13 protein-coding genes are annotated in these 25,905 nt (G+C 59.9%); 5 read left to right on the plus strand and 8 right to left on the minus strand.

The window, feature by feature from the left end; translation table 11 throughout:
* Window positions 1-108 precede the first annotated feature (108 nt).
* The 4 genes from PVA19_RS16715 to tesB form a co-directional block, all read right to left on the minus strand.
* Window positions 109-2,739, minus strand: coding sequence for a DNA translocase FtsK (locus PVA19_RS16715; protein ID WP_112519352.1), 2,631 nt, complete (start codon window positions 2,737-2,739; stop codon window positions 109-111).
* Between the two features lie 207 nt (window positions 2,740-2,946).
* Complete coding sequence (locus PVA19_RS16720) at window positions 2,947-4,302, minus strand: ammonium transporter (RefSeq protein WP_112519351.1); 1,356 nt, start codon at window positions 4,300-4,302, stop codon at window positions 2,947-2,949.
* Between the two features lie 28 nt (window positions 4,303-4,330).
* Entirely contained in the window at window positions 4,331-4,681 is a 351-nt protein-coding gene (locus PVA19_RS16725) for a P-II family nitrogen regulator (protein ID WP_062424736.1), read from the minus strand.
* A gap of 214 nt (window positions 4,682-4,895) precedes the next feature.
* Complete coding sequence (gene tesB, locus PVA19_RS16730) at window positions 4,896-5,780, minus strand: acyl-CoA thioesterase II (protein ID WP_062424735.1); 885 nt, start codon at window positions 5,778-5,780, stop codon at window positions 4,896-4,898.
* Between the two features lie 92 nt (window positions 5,781-5,872).
* On the opposite strand from tesB, the gene PVA19_RS16735 reads away from it, so the two are divergent.
* The 4 genes from PVA19_RS16735 (at window position 5,873) to fdxA (ending at window position 11,441) form a co-directional block, all read left to right on the plus strand.
* Complete coding sequence (locus PVA19_RS16735) at window positions 5,873-7,087, plus strand: ubiquinone biosynthesis hydroxylase (protein ID WP_153312591.1); 1,215 nt, start codon at window positions 5,873-5,875, stop codon at window positions 7,085-7,087.
* Window positions 7,088-7,440: 353 nt separating this feature from the next.
* Window positions 7,441-10,524, plus strand: a complete 3,084-nt coding sequence (locus PVA19_RS16740) for a helicase-related protein (RefSeq protein WP_274103618.1) — start codon at window positions 7,441-7,443, stop codon at window positions 10,522-10,524.
* Between the two features lie 4 nt (window positions 10,525-10,528).
* Window positions 10,529-10,945 (plus strand): RNA-binding S4 domain-containing protein, encoded by a 417-nt coding sequence (locus PVA19_RS16745; RefSeq protein ID WP_274103500.1) that lies wholly within the window; start codon window positions 10,529-10,531, stop codon window positions 10,943-10,945.
* A gap of 157 nt (window positions 10,946-11,102) precedes the next feature.
* Entirely contained in the window at window positions 11,103-11,441 is a 339-nt protein-coding gene (fdxA, locus tag PVA19_RS16750) for a ferredoxin FdxA (protein ID WP_062444698.1), read from the plus strand.
* Window positions 11,442-11,524: 83 nt separating this feature from the next.
* Here the strand turns inward: fdxA and holA are convergent, their stop codons facing one another.
* Genes holA through leuS form a run of 3 tightly spaced genes read right to left on the minus strand, consistent with a single transcriptional unit; the run spans window position 11,525 to window position 15,740 of the window.
* Window positions 11,525-12,562, minus strand: a complete 1,038-nt coding sequence (holA, locus tag PVA19_RS16755) for a DNA polymerase III subunit delta (RefSeq protein ID WP_274103503.1) — start codon at window positions 12,560-12,562, stop codon at window positions 11,525-11,527.
* Between the two features lie 9 nt (window positions 12,563-12,571).
* On the minus strand, window positions 12,572-13,117 hold the full coding sequence (locus PVA19_RS16760; RefSeq protein ID WP_440599386.1) for a hypothetical protein: 546 nt from the start codon (window positions 13,115-13,117) through the stop codon (window positions 12,572-12,574).
* Window positions 13,110-15,740, minus strand: a complete 2,631-nt coding sequence (leuS, locus tag PVA19_RS16765) for a leucine--tRNA ligase (protein WP_274103506.1) — start codon at window positions 15,738-15,740, stop codon at window positions 13,110-13,112. The genes PVA19_RS16760 and leuS overlap by 8 nt, the downstream gene beginning before the upstream one ends.
* Window positions 15,741-16,040: 300 nt before the next feature.
* On the opposite strand from leuS, the gene PVA19_RS16770 reads away from it, so the two are divergent.
* Entirely contained in the window at window positions 16,041-16,700 is a 660-nt protein-coding gene (locus PVA19_RS16770) for a YggS family pyridoxal phosphate-dependent enzyme (protein WP_274103507.1), read from the plus strand.
* A 556-nt stretch (window positions 16,701-17,256) separates the two neighbouring features.
* Here PVA19_RS16770 and PVA19_RS16775 read toward each other — a convergent pair.
* Complete coding sequence (locus PVA19_RS16775; RefSeq protein ID WP_274103508.1) at window positions 17,257-25,749, minus strand: GH36-type glycosyl hydrolase domain-containing protein; 8,493 nt, start codon at window positions 25,747-25,749, stop codon at window positions 17,257-17,259.
* Window positions 25,750-25,905: the final 156 nt, after the last annotated feature.

The following is a 25,905-nucleotide window of genomic DNA, read 5'->3' on the forward strand; positions in this document are numbered from 1 at the left end:
GCGACGGCTATAACGCTGAAAGCACACGCCTGGTTGCGGCTATCGAACCTGCACGCAAGCAACTGGTATCAAAGACCAACTGGCGGTCGAGCGTTAGACGATTGTGGCTTAATCATTCTCCGTCGGCACGAGAATTTCGCGCTTTCCGGCATGGTTTGCAGGGCCGATAATGCCTTCCTGTTCCATCCGTTCGATCAGCGACGCAGCGCGGTTGTAACCGATGCCGAGCCTGCGCTGGACGTAGGAGGTCGAGGCCTTGCCATCGCGCAGAACGACGGCGACGGCCTGGTCATAAGGGTCGTCGGACTCTGCCATATTGCCGGTGCCGGCAGGGCCGCCACCATCCTCGTCCTCATCCTCTTCGGTGACCGCTTCGAGATAATCGGGCGAGCCCTGGGTCTTGAGGTAGGATACGATCTCTTCCACTTCATTGTCCGAAACGAAGGGACCGTGGACGCGCTGGATGCGCCCGCCACCTGCCATATAGAGCATGTCGCCCATGCCGAGCAGCTGCTCTGCGCCCTGCTCGCCAAGGATGGTACGGCTATCGATCTTGGAGGTAACCTGGAAGGAAATGCGCGTCGGGAAGTTCGCCTTGATCGTGCCGGTGATGACGTCAACGGACGGGCGCTGAGTGGCCATGATGACATGAATGCCGGCGGCACGTGCCATCTGCGCCAGACGCTGCACGGCACCCTCGATATCCTTGCCCGCGACCATCATCAGGTCGGCCATTTCGTCGATGATGACGACGATATAGGGCAGCGGCTTCAGATCGAATTCTTCCGTCTCATACATGGCCTCGCCCGTCTGGCGGTCAAAGCCGGTCTGTACGGTTCTCGTCAGGACTTCGCCCTTGTCGAGTGCCTGCTGAACGCGGGTGTTGAAGCCATCGATGTTACGAACACCGATCTTCGACATCTTCTTGTAGCGCTCTTCCATCTCCCGCACGGTCCATTTCAGCGCGACGACGGCCTTCTTGGGATCGGTGACGACAGGCGAGAGCAGATGCGGAATGCCGTCATAGATCGACAGTTCGAGCATCTTCGGATCGATCATGATCAGGCGGCACTGTTCCGGCGTCATGCGATAGACGAGCGAAAGGATCATGGTGTTGATCGCGACCGACTTACCAGAGCCCGTAGTACCAGCCACGAGAAGATGCGGCATCTTGGCCAGATCGGCGATCACGGCTTCGCCACCGATCGTCTTGCCGAGTGCCATCGGCAGCTTGGCCTTGCTGCTTTCAAAATCGCGAGATCCGACAAGCTCGCGCAGGAACACCGTTTCGCGCGTGCGGTTGGGAAGCTCGATACCGATGGCATTGCGGCCAGGAACGACGGCGACGCGCGCGGCAATCGCGCTCATCGAGCGGGCGATATCGTCCGCCAGACCTATGACGCGCGACGACTTGATGCCGGGCGCCGGTTCAAGCTCATAAAGCGTCACGACGGGGCCAGGACGCACATGGATGATCTCGCCCTTGACGCCGAAGTCTTCCAGCACGCCTTCGAGCCGCCGGGCATTCTGCTCCAGAACATCTGCGTTCAGCGTGTTGTCCTTGACGACATTCTTTGGCTCGGCCAGCAGATGGATCGATGGAACCTGGAAGCCATCTGGCGAAATGAATGAGGTTTGCGCTTCGCGTGCAACCCGCTCGCTCGGCTTCGGCCGCGACGGTGGTGCCGTAATGCGTGTCGGGCTTCCCGGTGCCGGGCGTGGAGCAAAGGGCGCGTCGCCGGAGAGAACACCGTCCGGCAAGCTCTCTTCGTCGTCGAATGGCGGCTCGTCGAGATCGTCGTTGACGGAGGGTGCCTGTCGGCGTGCACGCGCTTCCGCCCGTTCCTCGAAGGAAGGCTCTGCCCTCTCCAGACGGTTGATCGCGGTCTTCAGTCGTGACGGCTCGTTCAGTGTGCCGAATTCGTAATCGTTGAAGTCGTAGGGCTGCTCGAACTCGTTAGTGAGCGACTTGGGCTTCAAACCGAAGATACGCCGAAGCCGTGCCTGGGTCGTGTACCAGTAATGGGTCAGCGCGCCAAAAGCGAGGAAGTTGGCGAAGAATCCCTCGCCGTCATCCTCATCATCCTCTTCGATCTCCTGAACCTTGCGGGCCTTGCTGTTGACGGCAGCCTGTGGCGCGAAGGGCTCCTCTGCATCCTGATCGAATGCGCCGAGAAGACCTGAAGCGACCAGCATCAGCCAGGCCGCAGGCACAGCCAGGATTGCGCCCAGAACGGTCGCAGCAGTGCCGGTCGGATAGGCGCCGAGGAAGAGCGCGGGAAAGCGCAGGATCATGTCGCCGATCACGCCGCCAATGCCGTTGGGCAGCGGCCAGGTCTGCGGTGCCGGGAAACATCCAAGCGAGGCAGAGGCAATGAAGGCGCCCCCAATCCAGGCCATCAGGCGGGTCGGCATGCGGGTGAGTTTGCGGCCGGAAATCAAGACGAAGGCCCAGGACAAAATGGGCAACATGGCAATCAGCGACGACAGCCCGAGAAACTGCATCATGATATCGGCAAAGATCGCGCCGCTATGTCCGAGCAGATTGGTGGGCTCGTTGGAGGTCGCGTAGGAGAGGCTCGGATCGGCCACGTTCCAGGTCGCAAGTGCGGTCACGCCCAGCGCCAAGGCCGCCAGAACGGCAAAACCACACAGCGCCATGATCTGTCGCACGACGAATGCCGTCAGCACGAAGCGATTGTCGCGGCCCTCGAATGTCGGAGAATTCACTCTGCCCATATGTTGAACCTGTCGTCCTTAGTTTTTCCGGAGCTTCGTGACCGAAGCAGGGATGACAGGGCAAAATAGCGACATGGTGGTTAATGTGGCATTAACCACGGGAAAACTCGTTTACCAAGCCTGGCCCACCGAAAACAAAGAAGCCCGGCGAGACGATCGCCGGGCTTCGATGATGAGGTTCGAGTGCGTAAATAGCACCGACCGATCTTAGTTGTGGTAGGCAGCTTCGCCGTGAGATGCGAGGTCGAGACCTTCGCGTTCGGCTTCGACCGGCACACGCAGACCGACGATGATGTCCACGATCTTGTAGAGGATCGCAGAGCCGATACCCGTCCACAGGATGGTGATGACGACGGCCTGAATCTGAACCATCAACTGACCACCCATGGTCTGCTCGCCGGCATAGCCGACGCCGCCAAGCGAGGCGCTTGCGAAGATGCCGGTCGCCAGAGCGCCGAACATGCCGCCAATGCCGTGAACGCCGAAGACGTCCGCGGTGTCGTCGTAACCGAACTTGTTCTTCACCACGGAGACGAAGAAGTAGCAGAGCGGCGAAACGATCACGCCCATGACGATCGCGCCCATCGGGCCGACGATACCGGCAGCAGGCGTGATGGCAACGAGACCAGCGATCATGCCGGAAGCAGCACCCAGCATGGAAGCCTTGCCACGCGTGAAGCTTTCAACCACGCACCAGGAGAGAATGGCGGCAGCGGTGGCGATGAAGGTGTTGACGGTTGCGAGCATTGCACCGCCGGAGGCTTCCAGGTTGGAGCCGGCGTTGAAGCCGAACCAGCCGACCCACAGCATGGCAGCGCCGACATAGGTCAGCGTCATGGAGTGCGGAGCCATCATGTCCTTGCCGTAGCCCGTACGCTTGCCGACCATGATCGCACCAATGAGACCGGCAACACCGGCATTGATGTGAACGACCGTGCCGCCAGCGAAGTCAAGGGCACCGAGACCGAAGAGGTAACCCTTGGCATCCCAGACCATATGGGCAATCGGGAAGTAGACGAAGGTAACCCAAAGCAGGCAGAAGAGAACCGAAGCCGAGAACTTGATGCGTTCCGCGAAGGCGCCGATGATCAGTGCCGGCGTGATGGCCGCGAAGGTCATCTGGAACATCACGAAGATGTATTCCGGAATGACGACGCCCTGCGAGAAGGTCGCAGCGGTCGTGTCCTTGGTCACACCCGCGAGGAAGAGCTTGGCGAAACCGCCGAAGAACGGGCTTTCAGAACCACCGAAGGCGAAGGAGTAACCGTAGACGACCCAGGCAATCATGACGGTGGCGGCAATGACCGTGCACTGCATCAGAACCGACAGCATGTTCTTGGCGCGAACGAGACCGCCGTAGAACAGGCCAAGACCCGGAACGGCCATGAAGAGGACCAGGATGGTGGACAGGAACATGAAGGCAGTGTCGCCCTTGTCCGGAACGGCGGCAACGGCTGCTGCTGCGGGGGCAGCAGCGTCCTGCGCAAAGGATATGACCGGCGCCAGGAGGGCTGCCGCACCGGCGCTCAAGGCGCTGAGTGTGGAAATTTTCTTGAAGTTCATAATCTGAGGACTCCCCTGTCAGCCGAGCTCAAAGCGCTTCTGTGTTCGTTTCGCCGGTGCGGATGCGCACTGCCTGTTCAATCGAGTAGACGAAAATCTTGCCGTCGCCGATCTGCCCCGTCTTGGCCGCGGATGCGATTGCATCGACTGCCTTTTCCACCACGTCGGACGCCACCGCGATCTCGATCTTCAGCTTCGGAAGAAAGCTGACCGCATATTCGGTACCGCGATAAATCTCGGTATGTCCCTTCTGACGTCCGTAACCCTTCACTTCGGTTACGGTCAGGCCCTGAATGCCGAGCGCGGTGAGAGCCTCGCGCACCTCATCCAGCTTGAACGGCTTGATAATGGCCATCACAATTTTCATCTGGTTTCCCATCCTTTGTTTGTGCTCGGCATGGAGCCGACTCTCCTTGCCGCTGGCAGATCAGTAACAGCGACTGACACTCTATATTCAAAGGGCGTGCCAGTTTCGGCATGCAGGGAATAAGTTATTGAAAAGTAACGACTATAAAAGATAAGGCCGCAAAACGGGCAATTGTTCGCGCTTTAGGCGAACAATTTATAGGCGATTTTTAAAAAATGATCGTTTTTTAGTCATTTGCCCGTTTGCGAATCAGGCCCTCTTGCGCCATCGAGGCGATAAGCACGCCATCGCGGGTAAAGAGGTTGCCTCTGGTCAATCCGCGGGCACCGGATGCACTGGGGCTGTCCTGCGTGTAGAGCAGCCAGTCTTCCAACTTGCACGGGCGATGAAACCACATGGCGTGATCGAGGCTCGCCACCTGGATGGTCGGATCGAAGATGGTCGTTCCGTGGGCATAGAGTGATGTATCGAGCAGCGTCATGTCGGAAAGATAGGCGAGAACCGCTGCCTGATAATGCCTGTCATCCGGCACGGCACCGACGGCGCGCACCCAGATATCCTGCTTCGGCTCCAGCTTTTCGCGCGAGATGTAATGCGTCAGCGAGACGGGGCGGATTTCGATCGGCCGCTTGTTCTCCCAGTATTTGCGGATCGCAGGTGGCGCATTGGCAAGAAACGCCTCCTGCAACTGCGCCTCGCTCATCAGGCTTTCAGGTTGCGGCACGTTCGGGATCGGGCTCTGGTGATCGAAGCCGCCCTCCTCGATCTGGAACGATGCCGACATGGCAAAGATCGCATGACCGTGCTGGATGGCAACGATGCGCCGTGTGGCGAAGCTTGCACCGTCCCGAATGCGATCGACCTGATAGATGATCGGCACGAGGGGATCGCCCGGCCGCATGAAATAGGCGTGGAGCGAATGGATAAAACGGTCCGCATCCACCGTTCGCTGTGCCGCCATCAGTGCCTGCGCAATGACCTGACCACCGAAGACGCGCTGCCATCCAACCTGTGGGCTGGTGCCGCGGAAAAGATTTTCTTCAAGCTTTTCAAGATCAAGCGTGGCGAGAAGATTTTCCATCGGGCTTGATGAATGAGAAGGATGCGACATTTCGGCATGCTCCGGCTGTATGAAGACGTGATGGGATGGTCTATAATGGCAGAAGAATATGCACAAGAACGCAAGGCGCAGGAGAAGACGCAATGCTTGATGTCGTGATTGCCGGGGGCGGATATGTGGGCTTAAGCGTTGCCGTCGCCATCAAGCAGGCAGCGCCGCATCTTGGCGTGCAGGTCATCGAGGCCGCCCCTGAAGACGTCTGGAAGAAGGACGTCCGCGCCTCCGCGATCATCGCCGCCGCAAGCCGCATGCTGGATGTCTTCGGCATCTGGCAGGAACTGGAGCCGGAAGCCCAGCCGATCAACAAGATGATCGTAACGGATTCGCGCACGGCAGATCCTGTTCGCCCGGTCTTCCTCACCTTCGACGGCGACGTGGCGGAAGGCCAGCCCTTTGCGCATATGGTCCCGAATGTCGCCATGGTCGGTGCTCTGCGGGGAGTGTGCGAGCGGCTCGGTATCGAGATCCGCCACGGGCTCAGCGTCACCGGTTTTTCCGCGGGCCCGCAAAGCAATCACATTTCGCTTTCCGACGGCTCCTCGCTGGAAACGCGTCTGCTGGTTGCTTGCGATGGCGTGAAATCGGCGCTGCGCGACATGGCCGGCATCAAGGCCGTTCATTGGGCTTACGATCAGTCGGGCATCGTCACGACTGTCGAGCATGAGCGGCCGCACAATGGCTGCGCGGAAGAACATTTTCTGCCTTCCGGTCCCTTTGCCATCCTGCCACTCAAGGGCAACCGCTCGTCGCTGGTGTGGACCGAGCGCACGGCAGATGCCGACAGCCTCGTCGCGTCCGACGATCTCATCTTCGAAGAAGAGCTTGAGCGTCGCTTCGGCCACAAGCTTGGGCCGATCCGCCCCGTTGGTCCGCGCCGCGCCTTCCCGCTTGGCCTCACGCTTGCCCGCGCTTTTGTCGCGCCACGCATTGCGCTTGCCGGCGACGCCGCCCACGGGATTCACCCGATATCCGGCCAGGGCCTCAATCTCGGCTTCAAGGATGTGGCGGCACTGGCCGAGACCGTTGTCGAGGCCGATCGCATCGGGCTCGATATCGGCTCACTCAATGTGCTGGAGCGCTACCAGTCCTGGCGCCGCTTCGACACGGTGCGCATGGGTGTGACCACCGATGTGTTGAACCGTCTGTTCTCAAATGATCTCGGGCCAATCCGCGTTGCGCGCGATTTCGGGCTGGGCCTCGTTGATCGGATTCCCGCATTGAAATCCTACTTCATCGGCCAGGCTGCCGGAACGGCGGACCGCAATGGACCGAGATTGCTGGCGGGACAACCTCTGTAGCCGGCATCGTCCTTTAGCATCATCTGATTCAGCATCTGGTGGCTTTCGGTAAAGCGGAAGCCACATCTTGCCGTGAACAAAGACTGAATCTGACAGAGTCAGCGATTCGTCTCTGATTCGTTCTCAACCTGTTCCGAATCTTGCGCCTTTGGCGTTTCTCAGCAAAAAAGCGGTTTTGGCGTGCCGAATTGGCGGTCAATTCAAGGGCGACGCTGATGATAACCGCTTTCGTCCTTGCGTTTGGCCTTGCTGATTGCCATGTGTGGGAAGACTGAAATGCGGGCGCCCTCACGCCGTGTCCGAAGAGTAGCAGCATCGTCGTTTTCGCGGATAGTACGTTGAATTTTCGCCCCATGATCTTGAGCGGCCGCGGTGTAACGGCCGTTCTTGGACCGACAAATACCGGCAAGACCCATTATGCCATCGAGAGAATGGTGGCGCATGGAAGTGGCGTCATCGGCCTGCCGCTGCGCCTTCTGGCACGCGAGGTCTATACGCGGCTGGTGGAAAAGGTGGGCGCCAACAATGTTGCGCTGATCACCGGCGAAGAGAAGATTTCCCCACCCCGCGCCAAATATTCCGTCTGCACCGTGGAGGCGATGCCGCGCGAAACCAATGCCGCCTTTGTCGCCATCGACGAAGTCCAGCTCGCGGGCGACCTGGAACGCGGCCATATCTTCACCGACCGCATCCTGAATTTGCGCGGCAAGGAAGAAACGCTGCTTCTGGGTGCCGGCACGATGCGGCCGATCCTCGAAAAGCTGCTGCCCGGCATCGTCATGGTCGAGCGCCCTCGCCTCTCGCAACTTTTCTATGCGGGATCGAAGAAGATCACCCGCCTGCCTCAGCGCACGGCAATCGTCGCCTTCTCGGCCGATGAAGTCTACGCGATCGCCGAACTGGTGCGCCGTCAGCGCGGTGGCGCTGCGGTCGTTCTCGGCGCGCTGTCGCCCCGTACCCGCAACGCGCAGGTTGGCCTCTACCAGAACGGCGACGTGGAATATCTGGTGGCGACCGATGCCATCGGAATGGGTCTGAACCTCGATGTCGACCATGTGGCCTTTGCCCAGGACCGCAAGTTCGACGGCTATCAGTTCCGCAATCTCAACCCGGCTGAAATGGGCCAGATCGCCGGTCGTGCCGGACGGCATCTGCGTGATGGCACCTTTGGCGTGACGGGTCGCGTCGATCCGCTGGACGATGAGTTGGTGGAACGGATCGAATCGCATGAGTTCGATCCGGTCAAAGTGCTGCAATGGCGCACAAAGAATTTCGATTTCTCGTCCATCAGAAATCTCCAGGCGAGCCTCGATGCGGCACCCACGGTGCAGGGTCTGTCGCGCGCCTTGCCTGCCATCGATCAGCAGGCACTCGAATATCTCGGGCGCTACCCGGAGATCATCGACGTCACGACCACTGCGGAGCGTGTCGAAAGATTGTGGGAAGCCTGCGCTTTGCCGGATTATCGCCGCATCGCGCCTGCACAACATGCCGATCTGATTTCGACTCTCTATTTCGATCTCGTCAAACGCGGTACGGTCAATGAGAATTTCATGGCCGAACAGGTGCGCCGCGCCGACCGGACGGATGGTGAAATCGACACGCTCTCCGCCAGGATTGCGCAGATCAGAACATGGACGTATGTATCCAACCGCCCAGGATGGCTTGCCGATCCGACACACTGGCAAGAAAAGACACGGGAAATCGAAGATCGATTGTCCGATGCTCTACATGAAAGGTTGACGAAACGCTTTGTTGATCGCAGGACATCTGTGCTCATGAGGCGCCTAAGAGAGAATGCGATGCTTGAAGCTGAAATCAGTGTGAATGGTGATGTCTTCGTAGAAGGACATCATGTCGGTCAATTGGCGGGATTCCGGTTCACCCCGGTTTCGGGAACCGAAGGTCCAGATGCCAAGGCCGTCCAGGCGGCAGCGCAAAAGGCGCTCGCATTGGAGTATGAGGCGCGCGCCGCCCGTCTCCATGCCAGTGGTAATGGCGATCTGGCGATGAGCTCGGACGGTCTCGTCCGCTGGCTCGGTGAGCCCGTGGCGCGTCTGGCAGCCGGCGACAACATCATGAAGCCGCGCGTCATCCTTCTGGCCGACGAGCAGCTGAGCGGCAATGCGCGTGACCACGCGCTCGCCCGCATCGAGCGCTTCGTCAATCACCAGATCGCAACAGTTCTGAAGCCGCTCGACGATATTTCGCGCGCCGAAGATCTGCAGGGCCTCGCCAAGGGTCTGGCCTTCCAGCTGGTCGAAAACCTCGGCATCCTGTTCCGCCGCGACGTGGCCGATGAGGTCAAGACGCTGGATCAGGACGCTCGCGCCTCCATGCGTCGTTACGGCATCCGTTTTGGCGCCTACCACGTCTTTCTCCCAGCGCTTCTCAAGCCGGCGCCCGCCGAGCTTGTGACGCTGCTCTGGGCCCTGAAGAATGACGGTCTCGGCAAGCCGGGCTATGGCGATCTCATCCCGGTTCTGGCAGCTGGCCGCACATCTGTGGTGACCGATCCCGGTTTCGAGCGCATGTTCTACAAGCTCGCCGGCTTCCGTTTCCTTGGCAAACGCGCTGTGCGCATCGATATTCTCGAGCGTCTGGCCGACCTCATCCGTCCGCTGCTGCAGTGGAAGCCAGGCCAGCAGCCGCGCCCTGAGGGTGCCTATGACGGTCGCCGCTTCACCACCACGACGGCGATGCTGTCGATCCTGGGTGCGACGCTGGACGACATGGAAGAAATCCTCAAGGGTCTCGGCTACCGCGCCGACCAGGTCTCTGCAGAAGAAGCAGCAACCTTCCTCGCCGCCCAGAGCGGTGGTGCTGCGAAGGTAGGCGCGACGGAAGCGGCACCAGCTGAAGAGGCTGCAAGTGACGATGCCGACGCTTCCGATGCATCCGAACAGGAAGCTTCTGCCGAAGCTGCGACAGAAACGCCAGCAGAGGTGAAGGCTGAAGAGCCGAAGTCCGAGGAAGCTACGGCTGAGGAAGCCACGGCTCAGGAAGCAAAGTCTGAAGAGGCAGCGGCTGAAAACGCCGAGCCGAAGCCGGTTCTCTTGTGGCGCCCCGGTGGCCGCAACGACAACCAGCGCAGCGACAACCGCCGTCCGGGCAATCGCAATGCCGGCAACCGTGGTGAAGGCGAGCGTCGCGAAGGCGGCGAAGGTCGTCCCGGCAACCGCCAGAACGCCAATCGCGACGGCAACCGTGAGGGTGATCGCAAGCGCGAAGGCGGACGTCCTGACAACAAGGCACGCGGCAACAACAACCGTGGCGATCGTCCCGAGCGCAAGGACCGTCCGGAGCGCAATGATCGCGGCGGCAAGCCGCAGGGTCAGCAGCGTTTCGAGGCCAAGCCACCGCGCAAGGAAAAGCCGATGGATCCGGATTCGCCTTTCGCCAAGCTCGCTGCTCTCAAGGAGCAGCTGAAGAAGTAAGCCTATGGGTGCTAAGGAACAGCCACAGGAAGCCGGGCGTCAGCGCCTCGACAAGTGGCTGTTCTTCGCCCGTATGGCAAAATCCCGCTCGGTAGCCCAGAGCTACATCCAGTCGGGCAATATCAAGGTCAACGGCGCGCCGGTGCGCCAATCCAGCCACATGGTGAAAACCGGTGACAGGCTGGACATCGCGATCGAGCGAATGGACCGTATTCTCATCGTCAAGGCACCCGGCGAGCGCCGCGGGCCTTACGAAGAGGCAAAACTTCTCTATGACGATCAGACCCCGCCCCGCGAACCCAAGGATCGCATGACCCTGCTTGAGCAGGCCGTGCGCCTGCCAGGCAGCGGCCGCCCGACCAAGAAGGAACGCCGGGCGCTGGACAGGTTCATCTCCGATGCCGAGAACCCAGAGGATTAGAATAAACGACTACGTCGTCGCCTTTTTTCAGCATCCTTTGTCCTTGCCATCTTGTCATAAAGGCATTACCTCACTTGCGAAAATGCCCTGTCTGAATTCCGGGCGAAGGCTTGTGTTCGAAAGCCACCAACCCGGCCTGCATATTCTGGAGTTCTTCATGACGTATGTCGTGACCGACAATTGCATTCGCTGCAAATACACCGACTGTGTCGAAGTCTGCCCCGTGGATTGCTTCTACGAAGGCGAAAACTTCCTCGCCATCAATCCCGACGAATGCATCGATTGCGGCGTGTGCGAGCCGGAATGTCCCGCCGAGGCGATCAAGCCGGATACCGAGCCGGGCCTCGACAAGTGGCTGAAGATCAACGCCGAATACGCTGCCATCTGGCCGAACATCACCGTCAAGCGCGATCCGCTTCCGGAAGCCAAGGAGATGGATGGCGTCGAAGGCAAGCTCGACCTCTATTTCTCCGCCGAACCCGGCAAGGGCGACTGAACAGCTCGCCGCTTCGAGATTTTAAAAAGCCTCCCGGCATCTGCCGCGGAGGCTTTTTCATGCCTATCGATCGATGGAATGACTCAGCTGCCCCTGCCCGCCTGCAGTGTGGTGGCAAGCAGCGTCAGAAGTGCCACGCTTTCCTCCAGGCTTTGGCGCTGGCGGCTCTGCAGGATGGCCGACTGCAATCGGTTCATCTCTCTGGCAATCGCCGCTGGCTGCCATGTGCGCAGCGCGCGCTCAATCACCGGCTTGCGGCGAAAATGGATGCCGCGCCCAAGCGTCTGCATCACCTGGCCGGCCTGCAGCTTCTTCTCGTCCATCTCGGCCCGCATCTGGTCGAGCATCTGGAACTGGCGGAGGCACCCTTGCAGCACCAGGAAGATCGGCGTCTTTGACGAGATGATCTTCTGCGTGGCATGGAAGAAGCCATTGCGATCGCCCCTCAGGATCGCATCGACGGCATCGTCGGCAGACACGGCACTGGCATCACCGATAATCGCGGCGACATCGTCTTCCTCGATCACATCCCGGCCACGGCAATAGAGCGCCAGCTTCTTCACCTCGTTGCGCGAGGCAATGCGATCGCCACCGAGCGATTCGATCAGTCGCTGGCGCGCAGCTGGCGTTATTCTCAAGTTTTCATCGGCAAGCTCATGGTCGATCAGCGTGTTCAGCGATCTCGCATCATCCGCATAACAGGGGATGGCAGCAATGGACCTGGACGGCTCGGCGATCTTGCGCAGGCCGGTGCCCTTTTTCAGATCGCCCGCCTCGATGATGAGAAAGCTGGTTTCCGGCGGATTATCAGCCAGCACCTGAAGCGCATCGACCAGTGGCTTCTCATTGGCCGCACCCTTGACCCAGACGAGCTTTTCGCCACCGAAGAGGCCGATGGCATTCACCTCGTCCAGAAGCCGTCCAGGGTCGCCCTGAAGGTCGGTAACTGCAAGTTTCAGCGAAGCGAAGGCATCATTGGGATCAATGCCCGTCTTTGCAGCAATCACCGATGCACGTTCCGAGACCAGCCCCCGATCCGGCCCATAGAGAACGAAAATGCGAAAACGCTCCGCCGGATTGTCGGCGAAGCGCTCGAATTCATGGGACTTGATTTCCGTCATGATCGCAGCTTATCGGCTGAGCGTGGCGGCGATGTCCGTGCGGATGATCTCTGCCAATTCACGCGCCGCACGGTTCTCACCGTCGCGGACCGCACGGATCTTGGCGAATTCCTGCTGCGGCAGGTCGAGCATGGCGGTGACGGTGCGCTTGGCAGACCGCAACACCTGACCATCGGACATGCGCGTCAGCACATATTGGCCGGTCATCGTCACGCGGCCCGGATAAGGACCGTCATAGTTGCTTTTGCCGACCGACAGGCTCGTATCGTTGGTCACCTCCGTGGAGCTTGCACTGGACGTGACCACCAGCTTGACCTGGTAATCCGTTTTGGTAGGCGCACCCTCGCCACCATAGGCGAGGAAGATCAGGTGGTTGCGGACCTCTTGCGTGATGCGGTCGCTGGCCGATGCGAAACTGACGGAGGCGAGCTTCTCACGCGTCCCGGATTCCACGCTGTAGAGCGGGCGAACCTGGCAGCCTGCAAGCGCACCGGACAAAAAGACGACAGACACTGCGGCTGCTATGCGGCCCCATCTGGAATAGGCATCAAACAACAATGTTCACGATCCTTTGTGGAACCACGATGATCTTCTTCGGCTCTGAACCGGCGAGTGCCGCCTTGACGGCATCCAGTTCCAGCACGGCGGCGCGGACGGTATCTTGATCCGCATCGCGGGCGATTGTCAATTCGCCACGCTTCTTGCCGTTGATCTGGATCGGCAGAACGACCTCGTTCTCTTCTACGAGCGCAGGCACAAAAATCGGCCATGCCGCCTGCGCGACCAGACCGGAATTGCCAAGCACCTTCCAGCATTCCTCCGCCAGATGCGGCGTCATCGGCGCAATCATCCGGATGAGGATTTCAACCGCATCACGCGCCGCAGCCTTTACCTCGTTGTCCTTGTTGCCGTTGGCAACCTCAGACAGCGGGCCGGCCAGCGTGTTGACCAGTTCGTAAATACGGGCAATCGCCTTGTTGAAGGCAAGCTTGTCCAGATCGTCCTGGACAGCCTTCAGCGTCTTGTGAGCGGCCTTGGACATAGCCAGGCCCTCGCCTGCCGTTGCCGGTGCTGCATTGACGGCCTTCAGTTCCTCGGCGGCTTCGCCGATGATGCGCCAGACGCGCTGGACAAAGCGATGTGCGCCTTCGACACCGGCTTCCGACCAGATCACATCGCGATCCGGTGGACTATCGGACAGCACGAAGAAGCGCGCGGTATCGGCGCCATAAGAGGCGATGATATCGTCGGGATCGACCACGTTCTTTTTCGACTTCGACATCTTCTCGATGGAGCCGATGGCAACCTCTTCGCCGCTTTCCAGCATGTAGGCACGGCGTTTGCCGTCCACTTCCTCTATGCGGATATCGGAGGGCACGATCCACTGGCCATTCTGGCCTTCGCCCAGGCGATAGGTCTCGTGCACCACCATGCCCTGGGTGAACAGGCCCTTGAAGGGCTCCTTCACGTCCACATGGCCGGTTTCCTTCATCGCGCGGGTAAAGAAGCGCGAATAGAGAAGATGCAGGATCGCGTGCTCGATGCCGCCAATATACTGATCGACCGGCAGCCAGCGATTGGCGACCTTTGGATCGGTCGGCTGATCTTCCCAGGGTGCGGTAAAGCGGGTGAAGTACCAGCTGGAATCGACGAAGGTATCCATCGTGTCGGTTTCGCGCCGCGCATCGTGACCGCATTGCGGGCAGGCGACATGACGCCAGGTCGGATGACGATCAAGCGGATTGCCTGGCACATCGAAAGTGACGTCATCGGGCAGCTTGACCGGCAGGTCCTTCTTCGGAACGGGAACGACGCCGCAGACTTCGCAGTGGATGACCGGGATCGGGCAGCCCCAATAGCGCTGTCGCGAAATGCCCCAGTCACGCAGGCGGAAATTCACCTTGCGCTCGGCCTGCGGGGCATTGCCCAGAACCTGCTGCGACAGCTTCGTTACGACGGCGTCGAAAGCGTCCGTGGTCTTCATGCCGTCGAGGAAGCGGGAATTGATCATCACCCCGTCATCGACATAGGCGCTATCGCCAACCGTGAAGCTTGCCGCATCGCCGTCTTCCGGCATGACGACCGGAACGACCGGCAGGCCGTATTTGTGGGCAAAATCCAGGTCGCGCTGGTCGCCCGAAGGGCAACCGAAGATCGCACCGGTGCCGTAATCCATCAGCACGAAGTTGGCGATGTAAACTGGCAGTTCCCAGGACGGATCCAGCGGGTGGACGACCTTGACGCCGGTATCCATGCCGCGCTTTTCAGCCGTTTCCAGCGCAGCCAGAGACGTGCCCTGACGACGGCACTCGTCGCAGAACTCGGCAATCTCGGCATTCTTTTCAGCCAAAGCTCTCGCCAGTGGATGATCGGCGGCAATCGCCAGGAAGGAAGCGCCAAACAGCGTGTCCGGACGCGTCGTGTAAACGGTGATGTCGTCAAAACCTTCCGGCGCCGTTGCGGCCACTGTCTGCCAGCGCAGCGACAGGCCTTCCGACTTGCCAATCCAGTTCTTCTGCATCAGCCGGACCTTTTCCGGCCACTGATCCAACTCGTCCAGCGAGTCCAGCAGATCCTGGCTGAAATCCGTGATGCGGAAGAACCATTGCGTCAGCTCGCGCTGCTCGACCAGCGCGCCGGAACGCCAGCCGCGACCGTCAATCACCTGCTCATTGGCCAGAACCGTGTGGTCGACCGGGTCCCAGTTGACCTTGGACTGCTTGCGATAGACCAGGCCCTTTTGCATGAAGTCGATGAACAGCGACTGCTGACGGTGGTAATAATCCACGTCGCAGGTCGCAAATTCACGGCTCCAGTCCAGCGACAGTCCCATGGACTTCAACTGGCCACGCATGGTGGCGATGTTCTGGTAGGTCCAGTCCTTGGGGTGAACCTTGTTCTGCATGGCGGCGTTTTCCGCCGGCATGCCGAAGGCATCCCATCCCATGGGATGCAGCACGTTATAGCCGCGCGCACGCTTGTAGCGGGCAACCACATCGCCCATCGCGTAGTTGCGCACATGGCCCATATGGATGCGACCGGATGGGTACGGGAACATCTCAAGGACGTAATATTTCTCGCGGCTGTCGCCATTGTCTGTGACGAAGACCTTGTCTTCGTTCCATTGCTGCTGCCAGCGCGGCTCGGCGTCGCGAGGATTATAACGTTCGATGGCCATACTTCTGAAATCCGGGTATCGAGGGGGTAATGCGCGGTGACCTTCACCATGAAACGACCGATGCGTCAAGTTTTGCAGGGCGTTAGGGGGCGCAAACTTGGAATACAGCGCTTAAATGGTGACAATCATGCTTGGCATCAAGCGCCACCCGCTTTAGAGCGCCGTGCGTCCTATTGGACGCACAAAGGACGCTCTATCTTCTTTTATCTACGCATCGTGCTTTCCGAAAATCGATTCCGATTTTCGGGCCGATGCTGTAGGACGAGCAGATCATCGTTTGAGATAGAACAGAGGCCTCCCATGGATATCGAAGCCCGCCTTGCCGACATCAAGGAACGGATCGCCACCACAGCCGAAAAGGCAGGCCGAAAGGCCGCCGATGTCACTCTGGTTGCAGTCTCGAAAACCTTCGATGGTGACACCATTCAGCCGGTCATCGACTGCGGCCAGCGCGTCTTCGGCGAAAACCGCGTCCAGGAAGCGCAGGGCAAATGGCCTGCGCTGAAGGAGCAGACGCCGGATATCGAGCTTCATCTGATCGGCCCGCTGCAATCCAACAAGGCAGCAGACGCCGTGGCACTGTTCGACGTGATCGAAAGCGTCGATCGCGAGAAGATCGCCCGCGTGCTTGCAGACGAATGCGGCAAGCAGGGCAAGGCGCTTCGCTTTTACGTGCAGGTCAATACCGGGCTGGAGCCGCAAAAGGCAGGGCTTGATCCGCGTGAGACCGCTGCCTTCGTCAAGCTCTGCCGCGATGAGCTTAAGCTGACCGTAGAAGGTCTGATGTGCATTCCGCCGGCCGACGAAAACCCCGGTCCGCATTTTGCGCTGTTGGCAAAGCTCGCCAGGGAATGCGGCGTGGAAAAGCTCTCCATGGGCATGTCCGGCGATTTCGAAACGGCAATCGAATTCGGCGCCACCAGCGTGCGCGTCGGCTCGGCCCTGTTTGGCGCACGCTGACAAGGCCTTCGTTTCCTGCGATTTGACCTCCTTCTGGACGCCCTTGACCCAAACGCGGGGGGCGTTCATCTTTAGGCAATCGATACCCAGAGGTGGCGCCCGTGAAGCCGAGCAAGCGCGATCACATAGCTGCGCAGATCGACCTGTATCTCCAACAGGTCGCAAGGCCTGCACAAAAGCGGCAAGAGCCGAACGATCGGCGTTACGATCGCGAGATCGAACGATCGCTACGCACCATTAAGCCGCAGGATCTCGATGCCCTTTTAAACGGGCAGGATGATTCGTAACGCGTGGGTTATCGCTGTGACAAGACGTTGATTGCTTGCCGCTTTTTTGATCAGCTTGACCGACAGTCGAGTGCAGGCGACCCGCGTTTCGCTCATTGCGAGCCACCGCCTTTCTCGCTGAAACGCTGATGCGGCTGTGCGTCACTGGAAAACCTTCAAAGCAAATCTGAAAAACAGCGGGACGCTTTAAACTGCACCCTATGGAATGAAAAGCCACGGCACTGTTACGCGCCGTGGCTTTTATCGTTTCGTAGCGTCCGGAACCCGGTTCAGTCGAACGGGATGGCGCGATCTGTGCTCTTGACCGGTTTGCCGTCGATCGTGACAGCGATGTCCGAAGAGCCTGCGGTGCGTTTGACCGAGACGTCACGGGCAGTGCCGTCGATCGTCACCTGGACGGAGAAACCATCCCAGGCTTCCGGCAGCGAAGGCGCGATATGCAGCTTGCCGCCGTGACGGGTGATGCCGAGGATGCCCTCGACCGCCGCACGGTAGAGCAGACCGGCAGAGCCCGTGTACCAGCTCCAGCCGCCGCGGCCGGCATAGGCGTTTTCGCCATAGACATCCGCCGTCACCACATAGGGCTCGACACGGTAGGTCTCGGACGCCTCGCGATTGAGCGCATGGTTGACGGGGCTCAGCATCGAGAAGCACTTCCATGCATCCTCGCTGCGTCCGAGCTTGGCAAGCGCCAGCACCACCCACGTTGCGGCATGAGTGTACTGCCCGCCATTTTCACGAACGCCCGGCGGATATCCTTTGATGTAGCCGGGATTGTGCGGCGTGCGGCTGAAAGCCGGGGTGAAGAGACGGATGATGCCGAGATCCTCGTCCACCAGCTTGCTCATCACCGCATTCATGGCCTGCTGCGAACGATCGGCCTCGCCTTCGCCGGAAAGCACGCTCCAGCTCTGGCCGAGCGAATCGATCTGGCACTCCTCGCTGGAGGAAGAACCGAGCGGCGTGCCGTCGTCGAAATAGCCACGACGGTAATAGTCGCCGTCCCAGCCCGCTGTTTCGAGTGCCGCGCGCAGCTTGTCGCGGTGCGTCTTCCAGCGTTCGACGCGGTCAAGATCGCGGCGTTCCTCGGCGATGGCAATGAAGTCGCGCAGCGTACCGGCCAGGAACCAGCCCAACCAGACGCTGGTGCCCTTGCCACCGATACCGACGAGGTTCATGCCGTCGTTCCAGTCACCGCCGAGCATCAACGGAAGACCGTTTTCGCCGGTGCGATGGATGGCAAGATCAAGCGCCAGTGCCACATGCTCATAGAGACTTCCGGTCTTCTCGCTCGTTTCCGGCTGGAAGAAAGCATCGTGCTGGCCTGGCATCAGGGCCGCACCCTTGAGGAACGGAATATCCTCCTCGAGGATTGCCTTGTCGCCAGTCGTCGCGAGGTACTGGTAGGTGGCATAGGCAAGCCACACCACGTCGTCTGAGATCGTCGTGCGGACACCGGCACCGGTCAGCGGCAGCCACCAATGCTGGACGTCGCCTTCGACGAACTGACGACCGGCAGCGCGGATGATCTGCGCTCGGGCAAGATCCGGCTGGTAGAGCAGGAAGGCAAGCGTATCCTGCAACTGGTCCCGGAAGCCGAAGGCACCGCTCGACTGGTAGAAAGCCGTACGCGCCAGAATGCGGCAGGAAAAGGCCTGATAGGGCAGCCAGATGTTGACGAGGTGGTTAAAGCCGGCATCAGGCGTCGACACCTGCAACTGGCCGGTAAAGCCCTTCCAGAAATCCTTGTTGGCCTGAAGCACCGTGTCGAAATCCGCGCTGCGGATATCCTTCACCAGTGCGCGCGCTTCATCCACCGTATCGGCATCGCCGAGATAGAAGAGCACGTGGCGCTCTTCACCGGGCTTCAGATGAACTTCCTGCATCAATGCCGCGCAAGGCGCGCCATCGAGCTCCGTGCCGCCGGAAAGAGCAGCGCCCGTGACCACCGCCTGCGGGGCATGGATCGTGCCGAAGCGGCCGATGAATTCCCGTTTGCTGGTGGTGAAGCTGGTCGATGGCCCATCAAGCGACAGGAACGACGTTCTCTCATTATAGTCGATGCTATACGGATTGGAGGCAAAGAGCGCCCCGGTGTCCTCATCAAGACTGCTGAGAATGAACGGCGCAGACTTCTGGGCATTGTTGCCCAGCACCCATTCGACATAACCATAGGTCTTCAGGCGGCGGTTCTGCGTACCGACGTTGCGGATGGTCAGGCGCGAGAGCTTCACCGGTTTCTCGCGGTCCACCGTCTGCGTCACTTCGATGTCGAGACCATCATCCACGCTGCGGAAGGTGGAGTAGCCGAGGCCGTGACGGGCTTCGAAGACGGCTTCCGAATTGCGACCGATGGCAGCGAATGGCGAGTGAATCTTTCCGCTTTCGGCATCGGCGACATAGATCGCTTCGCCTGGGCGGTTGGTGACCGGGTCATTCGTCCATGGCGTCAACTGGTAGTCGCGCGAATTGCGGCTCCAGGTAAAGCCGGCGCCTTCCGCCGAGATATGGAAGCCGAATTTCTCGTTGGAGATGACGTTGATCCACGGATGCGGCGTCGCCTGGCCACGATTGAGCCGGACGACATATTCGCGGCCATCCTTGGTAAAGCCACCAAAACCGTTCCAGAAATCGAGATCGTTGGTGTCCTCGACGGGATCGGCAACCGGATAGGCCGGCGCGGGCACGCGGGCGGGAGCCGTATTGGCGCTATCCGGTCCACGATTGGCGGCAAACAGCGACACGGCGCGGTTGACCTGATCGACGATCTTGCCGTTGCGGACGTGCAGCACGATGCGCGAGGCCGCAAGAAGGGCGGCCCAGGTTTCCTCATCCATCAGGTCGCGGCGCACCGAGAAGACATGCGGGCGACCGCCATCTGCCGGGTTGATACGGCGCTGCGCTTCGGAAATGTGATCCAGCGCATGCTGCATGTCCTGCGCATAGGATGCTGCGCGTTCATTGACGATGACGAGATCGAAGATCACGCCACGAGAGCGCAGATATTCGTGCGCGCTCAGCGCCTCACGGACGATATCCATGTCCATGTCGTCATTGATGCGCAGCGCAAAGATCGGGAAGTCACCGGAGATGGCCAGCGACCAGAGCGAACGCTGCGAGGCAAGCCCGGTCTTGAGCGTCTCGGCATCGGCACGCAGATGCATGTCCGGATAGACGAGATAACGGCCGAGATGCTGGAAGGCTGCTGCCTGCTGCGAGGTAACGCCCACATGGCGCATCTGCACCTGGGTGCGCGTCCACGCATGAACGAGTTCATGGGCAAAGGCATCCGGATGGCGGTAACGATCGATCGCCTTGTCGACATCCTCACGGCCAGGGGCCGCGATCGTCCAGAAGATCACGCTGACCTTCTTGCCCGCAGGCACGCGAACGACGCGGCGCAGCGACAGGATTGGATCAAGCGTGAAGCCATCCGAATTGGAGAGCGAGGCACCCTGATCGAAGGCTGCCGCTTCCGCAAGAGTGCGGCCGCGACCGATGAACTTGGCACGATCGGTCTCGTATTCGGTCGCACGCGACGAGCCGGCATTGTCTGCCGCCAGATGGGCGATGATGGTGCCGGGTTCGCTTGGCGAGCGCTTGTTGCGCCATGCGCGGATGACGTCCCCACGCTTGCCGATCTCCGTCTGCACGAACATGCGTGAGAAGAGCGGATGAGCGTTGTCGTCATCTTCCTTGCCGATGACCGGCTCGAGATAGGAGGTCACTTCGATGAAGCGATCTTCCGTACCAACGTTCAGAAGCGTGATGCGACGGCCTTCGGCATCATGCTCGGTGGCGACGATGCACTCCACGACGCTCTGCAGATCGCCCACGGTTTTGTGGAATTCCGCACGGTCGTCCATGAAGACAGTCTTGGTCGTCTCGCCTTCGGCGACACGTGGTTCGGCTGTCGCACTCCACCATTGTCCGGTCGTAGTATCGCGCAGGAACAGGAACGTGCCCCAACGGTCTTCCGTCGGATCGGCCTTCCAGCGGGACACCGCCTGGCCATTCCACTTGGAATAACCGGCACCGGTTGCCGTCAGCATCGTCGAGTAATGACCATTCGACAGGAACACCACGTCGCGGTCGCGGATGGCGGGATCGGTGACGGTGCGGATTTCGGCCCGCAGCAGATCGGCCTGTTCCTTGCCGGGTGTTTCCGGCTCATACTTGGCGCTCATCACCGGCACTTCGCGCGGTGCCTTTTCCTGCAGCAGAAGTTCGGCCGCTTCGATCACCGGATCTGCGTGGAAGAGTTCACGCAGGAAACCGTCGAAGGCGACGTTGGCGACAGCCGCAATCGACATGCCATGGTGGTGGGCATAGTAGTTGTAGACGACAGCGCAGACCTTGCCATCCGGCACGCGGGTTGGCGTGAAGTCGACAGCATCATGGAAGCCGTAGCGACCAAGCGCGCCAAGTTTGCGCAGCTTTTCGAGGTTCTCGAGCGCCGCATCCGGGTCGTACTGCGCCGCCAGGATCGAGGCATAAGGCGCAATGACCGCGTTCTGACCAAGACCACGCTTGAGGCCGAGCGTCGGTACACCGAAGTTGGTGTACTGGTAGTTCATGTTATGGTCGCGGGCATTGAAGGCCGCTTCCGAGATACCCCACGGCGTGCCGAGGCGACGACCGTGATTGATCTGTTCGCGAACGATCAGATTGTTGGTCTGGTTGAGAATACCGCCCTGACGCTCCTGCATGACGAGCGGCGGCATCAGATATTCGAACATCGAACCGGACCAGGAGACCAGCGCGCCCTGTGCGCCGATCGGCACGACCTGACGGCCGAGACGATACCAGTGCTCCGTCGGCAGATCGCCCTTGGCAATGGCAAAGAGCGAGGTCAGTCGGCATTCGGAAGCAAGCAAGTCGTAGCAGGCTTCGTCCAGCTCCTGGCTTTCCACGCGGTAACCGATGGAAAGCAGACGACGATCCTTGCGATAGAGGAAGCCGAAATCCATGGAGAAGGCGAGATCGCGGCTGCGATCACGAAGCGAAGCGAGCCGTTCGCGAAGCGAATCGATGGTCGAGTGATCGAAGGCGCTATCGGAAATATGCGCTTCGCAGCAATCCACCAGCATCTGTGCCCAGCGCGTCATTTCCGCGCTCTGCTCGGACTTCACTTCCAGATCGAGATTGGCGGCAAGCTTCTGGATATCGCGCGCTAGGACAGCGAGGTTGATGACGCGGATGGAGGCAAACTCATGCTCGCGCTTGACGGAGGCGAGCGCGTTGGAGAAGCCGATGATGCGCTCTTCCAGACGACGATGCAGCGGACGCAGATTCTTGCGATCGTCAGGCAGCTCCTTCAGGCTTTCGCGGACAATGCCAGCGACATCGCCGATACCATCGAGATTACCCTGAAGATGTGCAGACGGTGCCTCCGCCCACTGGCGGCAGGCAGACGAAATCGCGATCAGATGCCCGGCAAGGTTACCGCTATCCACGGCAGAGACGTAGCGGGGACCAAGCGTCTGAAGCGTATCGGTGTGGTACCAGTTGTAGAGATGACCGCGATACTTCTCCATCTTCTCGACCGTCTCGATGGTCTTTTCCAGACGCTCGATCGTGTCGGAGAAGCTGATCCAGCCGAACTGTCGGGCAGAAATCGTCGACAGCAGATAGACGCCGATATTGGTTGGCGACGTACGGCTGGCAACGACCGGCGTCGGTGTTTCCTGGAAATTGTCCGGCGGCAGATAGTTTTCGTCCTTGTTGACGAACATCTCGTAGTAACGCCACGTGCGACGCGCGATCTTTCTGAACTCGCTGGACACATGCTCGGAGACGAACATCCGGTCTTCGGTTTCCGCCGACTGGCTGACATACCAGGCGACGACAGGCGAAAAGACCCACAGAAGCGCGAACGGAATGCCGACGAGGAAGGCGTTATCGCCGGGAAGCGCTGCAAAGAGCAGGCCAAGCAGGGCCACGACCGGCGCATGCCACATCTGCTTGTAATAATCGAAGACGCTGCCCTGCGCACTGGACTGAATGCTGGCAGCCGTGCGCCATTCCAGCATCAGCTTGCGGCTGACGAAGAGGCGATAGAGCGAACGCGCGATGGCATCCGCCATCATGCAGGCGCCATCGGCAATGAAGACGATGCGAAGAGCGACCTGCGCATTGGTGGCGCGGATTTCCGACCAGATCGTATGGAAATGCGCTTGTGGCACTATATCTGTCGAACGCGGAACGAGCCCGGAGAGCAGTGAGATCGTCGGCGCAACGAAGAGCGAGAAGATCAGCAGGATCTGCCAGATCAACGCGCCGAACGGGTCCATGAAGTACCAGCCGAGAACGGAGGCAACGAACCATGCAATCGGAGTCAACGAGCGACGCAGGTTGTCGATCATCTTCCAGCGGCCAAGCGCGGTCACGCCGCGCGCCGGATCGAGAATGTAGGGAAGCAGCTGCCAGTCGCCACGCGCCCAGCGATGCTGACGCGAGACTTCGACCTCGTAGCGGGTCGGGAAGTCTTCGACGAGTTCGACGTCGGTTACGAGGGCGCAACGTGCGAACGAGCCTTCGAGAAGGTCGTGCGACAGAACGGCATTTTCATCGATCCGACCCTTGAGCGCCTTTTCGAAGGCGTCAACGTCGTAAAGGCCCTTACCGGTGAACGAGCCTTCTGCAGTCAGGTCCTGATAGACATCCGAAACGGTGAAGACATAAGGGTCGATACCACGGCTGATCGAAAAGACGCGCTGGAACACCGACGCATCCTTGCCCGTCGTCAGCGAAGGGGTTACGCGCGGCTGCAACAGACCATAGCCATGGATTACGCGGCCGGTTTCCGGATCATGGACCGGGCGGTTGATCGGGTGGTGCATCTTGCCGACGAGCTTGGTGACCGCGTCGCGCATCAGGCGCGTATCGGCATCGAGCGTCATGACGTATTTGACGTCCTTCGGCACGGTATTGGCGCCATTGAGGAAGGTCGTGTCCTTGTCGCCACGAAGCAGCAGGTTCAGCTCATGCAGCTTGCCGCGCTTGCGCTCCCAGCCCATCCAGCAGCCTTCGGACGGATTGTAGATGCGGCGGCGGTGAAGCAGGAAGAAGCGGGTCTTGCCGTCAAAGGCGTAGCGCGCAGACAGCGTCGCCACTTCGCGCTTGGCATATTCCAGAAGCTCCACATCCTCGGTGGTCTGCTCCTGCTGCGCGTCGCGCCAGTCGCTGATCAGCGAGAAGTAAATTTCGCCATGCGGGTTGGCGAGATAGTGGACTTCCAGATTGCGGATCATTTCGTCAACCGCGTCGCGGCTGGTGATCATGCATGGTACGGCAACCAGCGTGCGGGCATCTTCGGGAATGCCGTTCTTGAATTCGTAACCGACAAGGCGGAACGGTTTGACGAAGAAGGTCACAAGCGTATTGAAGAGGCCCGTGGCACCTTCGGACGCCGGAAGCGCGAACATCAGCAGGAATGCGCTGACCACATACCAGGGCATGCCGGCTTCAGCCAGGAACCAGCCGACCGCCAGCATGGCAATCGCCGTCAGGACCAGAACCGGGACGGCCACGGCAAGCCAATTGAAACGGCGCATGGTGCGCACCACACGCTGTGCAAACAACGGGTTATAGCCGATGCGCTGCTCCAGCTCCTTGCGGCGCTGACCGACGAGGAAGGCGCCGACATTCGGCTGATGCGGATAGGCATCCGTGGAATTGGCAGCTTCCGCCACCATGTCGACGGCAAGCTGGGCCACTTCGACTTCGGTTTTGGGAGAGCGGCGCGCCAGGAGTTCCACATTGTTGCGGTAGGTGTTGCGCGAGCCGAAATCGAGCGTTTCGTAATCGGTCTGCTCACGCAGAACCTTGTCGATATGGCTGACATCTTCGAACCAGACGGACCATTCGGTATCGTCGATCTCGCGCAGGCTCCTGACGATGTTGCCCATCGTCACATTACCGGATGCCAGGCGATTATGCTCCGCCATCATCACATTTTCGGCGTCGGTGCCGACGCTGTGGAGGCGTTCCTCGAGCCAATTCAGGGCGAAGTTCGAGGTCTGCGAACCATTCTTCAGGCGATAGAGGAACTGGGTCGCGAATGTCGGATCGTCCACCAGAGGGTCGATCTGCTTGAGGAATTCCGCCGATGGCTCGGCATCGTTGAGGCGGATGATCTCGTCCACCACCTCATTGGCCTTGTGACGCATGCGACGCGAGCGCTCCACACGAATGGAGATGCGGCGCAGGTTCTCGATCAGCACGAAGCGCAGGAAGGACGGCAGCGCCCAGATTTCACCGATCTGCAATGTCTTGTGGGTCTGGAAACCTTCGACAAGCGCAGTCAGGCTTTCGCGCGAGACCGTGCTGTGCGTATGGGCGACGTAGAGCCAGGCCAGCGCCAGCGCACGCGGGATCTCGGCATTGCCGACCCGCATCGTCGGTAGCTGGCGATAGAATTTCTTCGGAAAGTCGCGGCGAACTTCCTGGATCGCCTCTTCAATCACATAATGGTTGTCGAGCAGCCATTCCGCAGCCGGCGTAATCGTCAGGCCATTTTCCGAATCCACCGCTGTGGTGCGATAGACGCGCAGAATCTCCTTCTCGTTTTCGCGGTGGCGCGCGAAGAAGTCGAATTCCATAAAGCCTGGGAGGGCAGGGGAGCCCGATTGAGACAGGTCCGATCCGCAAGCTTTCAGCTCGTCTATATTGAAATAGACGGACCGGATCGAGTCGTTGTGATCGATCTGCTTGGTTTCGGAATCACGGGCGGCGGCGGGCGGCGTTATATGAAATGACATCGGCTCGTATTCTGGACCCTGAGTGAAGTGCTTTAGGCTAGTCTTTAACCCTTAACTGTTTCAGAGTTCTCATCGAGAGTGAAACAATGTGGCAAGCTTTATTTCGCGCTGATCCTGAACCTTTGCTGAACCACCGCGAACCAGCACACGGTAGCG

The sequence above is a fragment of the Agrobacterium sp. CNPSo 3708 genome (assembly GCF_028674915.1).
Lineage (GTDB): Bacteria > Pseudomonadota > Alphaproteobacteria > Rhizobiales > Rhizobiaceae > Agrobacterium > Agrobacterium cavarae.

What these genes read in the sequence shown, in the direction of transcription:
- holA (WP_274103503.1), bottom strand. Translation starts at nt 12,562, where the DNA reads ATGACGGAAATCAAGTCCCATGAATTCGAGCGCTTCGCCGACAATCCG.
- leuS (WP_274103506.1), bottom strand. Translation starts at nt 15,740, where the DNA reads ATGGCCATCGAACGTTATAATCCTCGCGACGCCGAGCCGCGCTGGCAG.
- PVA19_RS16740 (WP_274103618.1), top strand. Translation starts at nt 7,441, where the DNA reads ATGATCTTGAGCGGCCGCGGTGTAACGGCCGTTCTTGGACCGACAAAT.
- PVA19_RS16745 (WP_274103500.1), top strand. Translation starts at nt 10,529, where the DNA reads ATGGGTGCTAAGGAACAGCCACAGGAAGCCGGGCGTCAGCGCCTCGAC.
- PVA19_RS16735 (WP_153312591.1), top strand. Translation starts at nt 5,873, where the DNA reads ATGCTTGATGTCGTGATTGCCGGGGGCGGATATGTGGGCTTAAGCGTT.
- PVA19_RS16715 (WP_112519352.1), bottom strand. Translation starts at nt 2,739, where the DNA reads ATGGGCAGAGTGAATTCTCCGACATTCGAGGGCCGCGACAATCGCTTC.
- PVA19_RS16775 (WP_274103508.1), bottom strand. Translation starts at nt 25,749, where the DNA reads ATGTCATTTCATATAACGCCGCCCGCCGCCGCCCGTGATTCCGAAACC.
- tesB (WP_062424735.1), bottom strand. Translation starts at nt 5,780, where the DNA reads ATGTCGCATCCTTCTCATTCATCAAGCCCGATGGAAAATCTTCTCGCC.
- fdxA (WP_062444698.1), top strand. Translation starts at nt 11,103, where the DNA reads ATGACGTATGTCGTGACCGACAATTGCATTCGCTGCAAATACACCGAC.
- PVA19_RS16770 (WP_274103507.1), top strand. Translation starts at nt 16,041, where the DNA reads ATGGATATCGAAGCCCGCCTTGCCGACATCAAGGAACGGATCGCCACC.
- PVA19_RS16720 (WP_112519351.1), bottom strand. Translation starts at nt 4,302, where the DNA reads ATGAACTTCAAGAAAATTTCCACACTCAGCGCCTTGAGCGCCGGTGCG.
- PVA19_RS16725 (WP_062424736.1), bottom strand. Translation starts at nt 4,681, where the DNA reads ATGGGAAACCAGATGAAAATTGTGATGGCCATTATCAAGCCGTTCAAG.